6 protein-coding genes are annotated in these 6939 nt (G+C 71.5%); all 6 read right to left on the bottom strand.

Going from position 1 to position 6939, the window contains the following annotated elements:
• Nucleotides 1-13 precede the first annotated feature (13 nt).
• A complete protein-coding gene (locus tag ACJ73U_RS17495) occupies nt 14-982 on the bottom strand; it encodes a winged helix-turn-helix domain-containing protein (protein WP_407778703.1) in 969 nt (322 codons plus the stop codon).
• Nucleotides 983-1097: 115 nt separating this feature from the next.
• Complete coding sequence (locus tag ACJ73U_RS17490; RefSeq protein ID WP_407778702.1) at nt 1098-2531, bottom strand: lyase family protein; 1434 nt, start codon at nt 2529-2531, stop codon at nt 1098-1100.
• Entirely contained in the window at nt 2528-3736 is a 1209-nt protein-coding gene (locus tag ACJ73U_RS17485; protein WP_407778701.1) for an MFS transporter, read from the bottom strand. The genes ACJ73U_RS17490 and ACJ73U_RS17485 overlap by 4 nt, the downstream gene beginning before the upstream one ends.
• A complete protein-coding gene (locus tag ACJ73U_RS17480; RefSeq protein ID WP_407778700.1) occupies nt 3736-4347 on the bottom strand; it encodes a GNAT family N-acetyltransferase in 612 nt (203 codons plus the stop codon). Before ACJ73U_RS17480 ends, ACJ73U_RS17485 begins: the two co-directional genes overlap by 1 nt.
• On the bottom strand, nt 4344-6113 hold the full coding sequence (locus ACJ73U_RS17475; protein ID WP_407778699.1) for an FAD/NAD(P)-binding protein: 1770 nt from the start codon (nt 6111-6113) through the stop codon (nt 4344-4346). The genes ACJ73U_RS17480 and ACJ73U_RS17475 overlap by 4 nt, the downstream gene beginning before the upstream one ends.
• Nucleotides 6114-6644: 531 nt before the next feature.
• Entirely contained in the window at nt 6645-6860 is a 216-nt protein-coding gene (locus ACJ73U_RS17470; RefSeq protein WP_407778698.1) for a hypothetical protein, read from the bottom strand.
• Nucleotides 6861-6939 lie beyond the last annotated feature (79 nt).

Genomic DNA, 6939 nt, shown 5'->3' with positions numbered 1-6939 from the left:
GACGCCGGCTCTGTCAGTTGATCGCGCCGCTGAGCAGTGCCCGGCCCAGCGGGGTGACCGAGTGCAGCACGGACTGGCCGTTCTGCCGGGTGTCGACCAGACCCGCGGCACGCAGGGTCGCCGCCTGCTGGCTGGCGGTCGGGACGCTGGTGCCGGTGCGGGAGGCGACGTCGCTGGTGGTGCCGGGACGCTCGCCGAGTTCCTCCAGCACCCGGGCACGGGTGCGGCCGAGCAGCGCCGCGAGCGGTTTGCGGTCGCCGTCGGGCTCGGACCAGCCGACCGCGTGCTCGATCGGGTACACCAGCGTCGGCTCGAACTCGGCGTCGCGGAAGGTCGTCGGCAGGCCCCAGCAGAAGAACGACGGCACCAGGTGCAGGCCCCGGCCGTCGAGGTGGAGGTCGTGCTCCACCGGATAACCCAGCTCCAGCACCGGGTAGCGCCAGCGGGCCGTGGGGTGCAGGCCGCCCAGCGCGAACTCCCAGCCGCCGACGGCCAGTGCCGCGCCCAGCCGGGCCCGCTCCTGGTCGACGGCGGCCCGCACGCGTGCCCAGTACGGCGCGAGGCAGGCCGCGAAGTACTGCTCGGCGGCGTCGACCAGCGTGTTCAGCGTCTCGGGATGACCGTCCGCCAGCGCCGCGGTCCACGCCGGGAGCCTGCGGCTGCCCGCGAGGACGGCCAGGTCGTGGCGCAGCCGTCGCCGCGGGGTGCGCCGCAGCGTCTCCAGCGCCTCGTCGAGCGAGGCCGCGGCGGCGATCGGGGTGAGGAAGTCCGCGAAGTAGCCCGTGACCGGCGCCAGATCGGTCAGGAGCCGGGTGGTCACGGGCGTGCGGGCGGCCACGGTCCGGCGCCACCCGGCGAAGACGACGTCGCCGTCGCGGCCGCGTAGCCGGTTGGTGCTGAGCAGCAGCTCCCACATCGGTTGGGGCCCGGCGCTGATCCGGGTCCTGGCCAGGTCCTCCGGGGTGAAGTGGATGCGCAGCATCTCCTCTTCCTCTCGGTGTGGACGCACCAGGACCCGGAGTACGGGCCCGATGCGTCACCCCATCAACCCGGTGCGTGATGGTAGGGGAAAAACCCACCGAATGGCAGACCCGTGATCACATGGTCGCGAGCGCGGTGAAGGCGGCTTCCAGCGCGTCCTCGGCCGCGTGCAGGCGCTCCGCGACCCCCTTCGTCCACGCCAGGTCCGCGTCGAGGGCGTCGCGTGCCTCGGCCAGCATGGCCGCGACCTCGGTCCCCTGTGGACCGCCGTAGCCCTGGTACGACCGCACCATGGTCGCGGGGTCGAGCGCGGTGCGGAACTGTTCCTCGGTGAGGGGGAGCTCGCCCGCGACGTCGGGGAAGTCGGCGACGGCCTCGCGGTAGAGGCGGGTCACGTCACCGAAGGCGACGGCGGCCGGGGGGAGGGCCGCGGCGCGCCCGTGGGAGACCAGAGCGGACGCGAACCGGTGGCCCACCTGGAAGGGAACGTTCGCGTCGCGCTGCAGGACGTTCGCCAGCTCGGACGTCGTCGAGTAGTCCGACCTCACCTCGGCGAGCGCGGCCTCCTCGTCCACCCGGAGCGCGGCGACGATCGCGTTCACCTCCGCGAGCAGTGCGATGGCGCGGTCCAGGGTGTGCGCCGCCTCGGCCCGCTTGTAGTCGGTGAGCCCGGAACACACGTTGTGCGCCGCGAGTGCGGTCGTCACGCCGTCGCCGACGACCTCGCTGGCGAGCAGCCGGGCCCGGTTGAGCGCGACCGGGTTCCGCTTCTGCGGCATGAGGGTGCTCGGGCTGAGCAGGCCGTCGCTGTCCAGCCGGATCCAGGGCCGCACGTGGTGGTACTGCGCGTGCACGTCCTGGATGAACGTACCGATGGACAACGCGAGCCCCATCGCGCAGGACGCCACCTCGAAACCGGTGTCGACCGGCGCGAGCTGCGCCGCGTCGAACGAGTTGCGGACGGGAGCGGCGAAACCGAGCAGTTCGGCCAGCCGGGCCCGGTCCACCGGGAAGCTCGACGTCGCGAGTGCCGCCGCACCGAGCGGGCACAGGTTGACCCGGTGGTATGCCTCCGCCAACCGCTGTGCCGACCGCCGCAACGCGTGCTCGTAGCCGAGGACGAGATGTCCGAACGTGACGGGCTGTGCCTGGACGCCGTTGGTGTAGGCCGGCACGATCGCCGACGCGTGGTGGCGTGCCAGTGCCAGCAGCCGGTTCCGCAGTTCGTCGAGCCCGTGGCGGACCAGGAGGAGGCGGTCGCGCACCATCAGGCGGTGCACGGTGGCGAGCATGTCCTGGCGGCTGCGTCCCGAGTGGACGTACGAGCTGTCGGGACCGGCGATCGCACTCACCAGCGGTTGGACGTCCAGGTAGTCCGTCGGGCGGTCGGCGCCTGGCGCGGCGGCCTTCGCGACCACGGCCGTGATCGCCCTCGCGGTCCGCACGCCGACCTCGTGCGGCGTGATCCCGCACTCGACGGTCATGACCGTCGAGGCCTTGTCCAGCTGGCACAGCCAGTGGAACGTGTCCCTGCTGTCCAGGTCGATCATTCGCGCACTCCCTTCCGCCAGACGGCGAACGCGACCGCCACGCTGATTCCGATGACGGCGGCGAGGAGTCCCGCGCACGCGCTCCACCCCGCCGCCGCGAAGAGCGGGGCGGGAGCCACGGCGCCGAGGCTGCCGCCCAGGTAGTACGAGGTCAGGTACAGCCCGACCGCGCCGGACCGTGCGGTGCCGCCGGACTCCGCCGCGTACCCGGTGGCACAGGACTGCCCGCAGAACACCCCGGTGCACGAGGCGGCCAGCCCGGCGATCACGGTCCACGTCGTGGGGACCAGGGTGAGACCGAGACCTGCCAGCGAGACCGCGCTGGCCAGGACGAAGGTCCCCAGCCGGCCGAGTCGGTTGATCAGCGTGCCGGCCAGCGGCGTGACCACGACCGCGACGAGGAAGACCGCGAACACCGCGCCGATCTGGACCGTGGTCAGACCGAACGGGGGCGCCTGCAGGTGCAGTCCCGCGAAGGTGAACGACCCGACCTGGAGGAAGAGGATGGCGGCGCCGATGACGCAGGTGCCGAGCAGCCGCGGGTTGCGCAGGTGCCCGCCGATGCCCCGCACACCGGCGAGCGGCGACCGGGCGCGCCGGAACCGCCGGTCCGGCGCCAGCCATGCCGCGGTGGTGGCCAGGACGACCAACAGCACGACCGCCAGCACGACGAACGACGCGCGCCAGCCGTACCGCGCCGTCGCCGCACCGGAGAGGAACCGTCCGCAGAAACCGCCGAACGCCGTGCCGGACACGTACAGCGCGTTCGCCGCGACCGCCGTGGCACCGGTGTGCTCCTCGGCGATGTGGGCGACGGCCACCGCGAACACGAACGGGATGAGCATGCCCTGCAGGAACCGGAGCGCCAGCAACGCCTCGAAGTTCCACGCGGCCGCGCACGCCGCGGTCGCCACCGCGCTGGCCCCGATCGCGACGAGCATCACCCGCTTGCGGCCGAGGTAGTCCGACGCCGAACCCGCGAACGGTGCCACCACGGCGACGCCGAGTGTGGTCGCGCTGATGGTCCACGCGGCCCGGTCGACGGGCACCCGGAACGTCGCGGCCAGCTCCGTCAGCAGCGGTTGCGTCGAGTAGATGTTCAGCAACGCGCAGAGCCCGAGGAGGAAGACGGCGGTCTTCTCGGTCGGCTTCAGCGCGGTCCCCGTCCTCTCGTCCGCGCGGCCCATCGTGCTGGTGGCGGCCACTAGTCGGCTCCCGGGCGTTCGAGCAGCCAGGTCAGGTGCCGCCGCACGGCGGGCCACTCGCTGTTGATGATGCTGTAGTAGACGGTGTCCCGCAGTGTGCCGTCCGGCAGGATCACGTGGTTGCGCCAGATCCCCTCGAACTTCGCGCCCAGCCGTTCGATCGCGCGGCGACTCGGCTGGTTGAAGAACGCGGTCCGGAAGCCGACCGCGATGCAGTCGTGCTGCTCGAAGGCCCGTTGCAGCAGCAGGAGCTTCGCCTCGGTGTTGAGCGGGGTGCGCTGCACGCTCCTGCCGTACCAGGTGTGGCCGATCTCCAGGCGCCGGTTGTCCGCGTCGATGTTCATGTAGCTGGTCATGCCGACGATCCGGCTGCTGGCGTCCAACACGGTGAAGGGCAGCATCCGGCCCTCCTCGGCGAGGCCCAGCCGCCACTCGATCTCGCGTCCCATGCTCTCCGGCGTGGGCACCGCGGCGTACCAGGTGTCCCAGACGTTCCCGTCGTTGATGGCGTCGATCAGCGGCGCCTCGTGGCCTGCCTCGAGCGGGACGAGCGAGACGTGCTTGCCCGTCGTGGTGAACGGCTCGATCCAGCGGGTGGTGTCGGTGTTCATCGCATGGCTCCTTGCATGAGTCCTCGCGTGCCCACGCCGACGGGTTCGCCCCGGGACGCCTCGATCCGCAGCAGGTGTTCGGCCATGGCGTCGACCGCGACGGCCGCGTCGGCGGTCACCCGGGAGTCGAGACCGGGGGCGGGCAGCATGTTGGTGAAGTAGTGCGGGCCTTCGGTGAGGTGGCCGACCGCGCAGATGTTGGGCGCGACGGTGCCGTCCGCGCCGACCAGCCGGCCCGCGGTGTCGATGTCGAACCCACCCGGGCTGAACGGGCCGTTCCGGAAGCCGCGCGCGTGCCCGGCGGTCAGCAGGGAACGGACCAGCGAGGAGGTGTCCCGCTCGGGCATGAACCTGTCGACGGCGGCGCCCACGATCACGTCGCACTGCGTGGCCGGCGAGGAGCGGTGGTCGCCGTCGATGACGAAGGTGCCGGACTCCTCGTCGGTCCGCACCCGCGGCGCCGGTCCCGAGCCGAGGCGCAGGATGCCGCTTTCGAACAGCGCACGCCACTCCTGGGCCCGTGACAGCGGCGGTCCCGCGGCCACCGTGTCCATCAACGGCGCGTGGACGCGGCAGAACCGTTCGTGCGACTCCGGGGTGAGCCCCCGGTGTTCCACCGCGGAACGCAGGTTGTCCCGCAGGTCGCGCAGCGCGTCGGTCGCCGCCTTGACGGGATCGCGCAGGTTGCCCTCGGCGGCGCGGACCTCGTCCATGGCGAGGAAGTCGACGATCGCGGCCTGGTACTCGTCCAGCGTCCGATGGCTCGGCAGCCGCCGCGGGCGCAGCACCGAGTCGATCCGCGCCGGCTCGGGCACGGTACCGGTCGAGGTGGCGGCGGCACGCATGTCGGCCAGCAGCAGCGGGAGCACGTGCTCGTCGAAGTCGAGCTGTCCGTGCGTCGCCCGCAGGGCGCCGACGACGTCCGCGGTCAGGAACGTGCCCTGGTAGGTGTCCGCCGGCGCTTTCTGGTTGGTCGCGCGCGGCCAGAACACGCGGCCCGACCGGGAGTAGACGAACAGCCTGGGTTCCTGCCCGCTCGGCCGGTAGGTCAGGCCGCCGCCGCGCCGGGGCACGAAACGGCCGCCGCGGCCGGCGGTGAGGCTCGCGACCACGTCGATCGCCGACAAGCCCATGCCGCGCACGGCGACCCGCGACGCGGGGTCGATCGTGTCGAGCTGCCAGAGCGGGTAGCAGGTGGGCAGGTGGCGCAGCCGCCGGTTGGTGCTGGCGAAGTCGTCGGCGAACCGCAGGAGCCGCTCGTCCTCCGGCCCGGGGTGGTTCGCGCCGTGGCCCGTGGTGAGGAAGACGAAGTCCGCGCGGACGGTCGAGTCGTCCGACAGGTGGATCGCCCAGCTCCGGTCGTGCAGCAGGCGGAGCTGGGTGGCCCGCGCACGGTGCTCCCGGAGTGTGCACCGGTTCGCCGCCGCTCGGCGGAACCGGCGGTAGGGGTAGGTGAGATAACGGCCGAGGACGCTGCGCGGCAGGTAGACGTTGTCGTCGACGCCGGCCCATTCGGCGAGACCGAGACCCGAAACGGGCATTTCGGTGGCGGAGTCACCGGTGCGGAACATCGAGACCTGACCGGCGACGGTGTTCATCAGCAGGTGGTTCGCCTGCTCCGGGTAGTGGGCTCCCGAACCGGCCGGGTTCGGGTCGATCAGGTGTACCGTCAGGTCGTTTCTCCTGGTCGGACCGGCGTCGCAGAGCCTTTCCAGAATGCTGAGGCCACGCGGTCCGACACCGACGATCGCAATGGACGATCGCATGGTGTTGAATCCCCCAAATAATTGATGTTGGACGACAATGTTCTTTTCGCGTCCACCGGCGTGCCACCGACCGCGGCGACGTAAACCAGGTGATTCGCTGTCTTTTCGTCACATCCGGCGAATTACCGTCGCGCTGCCGGGCGCCGTCGACGCCTGCTTGACATGGAATGCCGTTCCGTGAACTCTTCTCGACCGGGGAGTGACCTGGTACGCGACCGCCGAGGCCTACGACACCGGGACCGCGGCGTCGCCCACGCGGACCGTCTACGGCGGCTACGTCAACCACTACGACGCCGACGGTTCCGCGGAGAACAGCCAGCTGGTGTCCACCGACGGCGGGCTGAGCCGCCGTCACCGTCGACGGTGTCCCCGTCGGCACGGCCACCCGCGCCGACGGCACCACCAGCGACATGACCGGCCACCAGTTCTCCGCGAGCAGCACGGCCGACGCCGACGAGACGTTCGTCGTGGACGACGTCTACACCAGCGACAGCTGACCGCAGCTTCTGTCCTCAGTGGACACACGTGGAGTCATGGGTGTGGCGTGGGCAGCCGTGCCGGGGCCAGGACGATGTCGAAGGTGACGCGTGACCATGGTCCGGCCACGGCACGGCCGTCCGGTGTCAGGGTGCCGGGTGGTTGCCGTTCGAAGTCCTTGACGAGGGAGGGCTTCACGCCGAAGACGGTGTCGGAGTCGAGGTAGTCGCCGCCCTCGACGAACAGCTGCGTGACCAGCGTGTGCACCACGAACGCGCGCGTACGGGTCGCTGTCTGCGTCCTCGTGCCGCGGTTCAGGTTCTGACTGCCCGAAGCGCCCGAGTGCTAG

Origin of the sequence: Actinophytocola sp. (assembly GCF_045807065.1) — a bacterium.
Lineage (GTDB): Bacteria > Actinomycetota > Actinomycetes > Mycobacteriales > Pseudonocardiaceae > Actinophytocola.
Note: the sequence above shows the minus strand (reverse complement) of the source record. Positions and strands in the feature narration are given on the sequence as shown.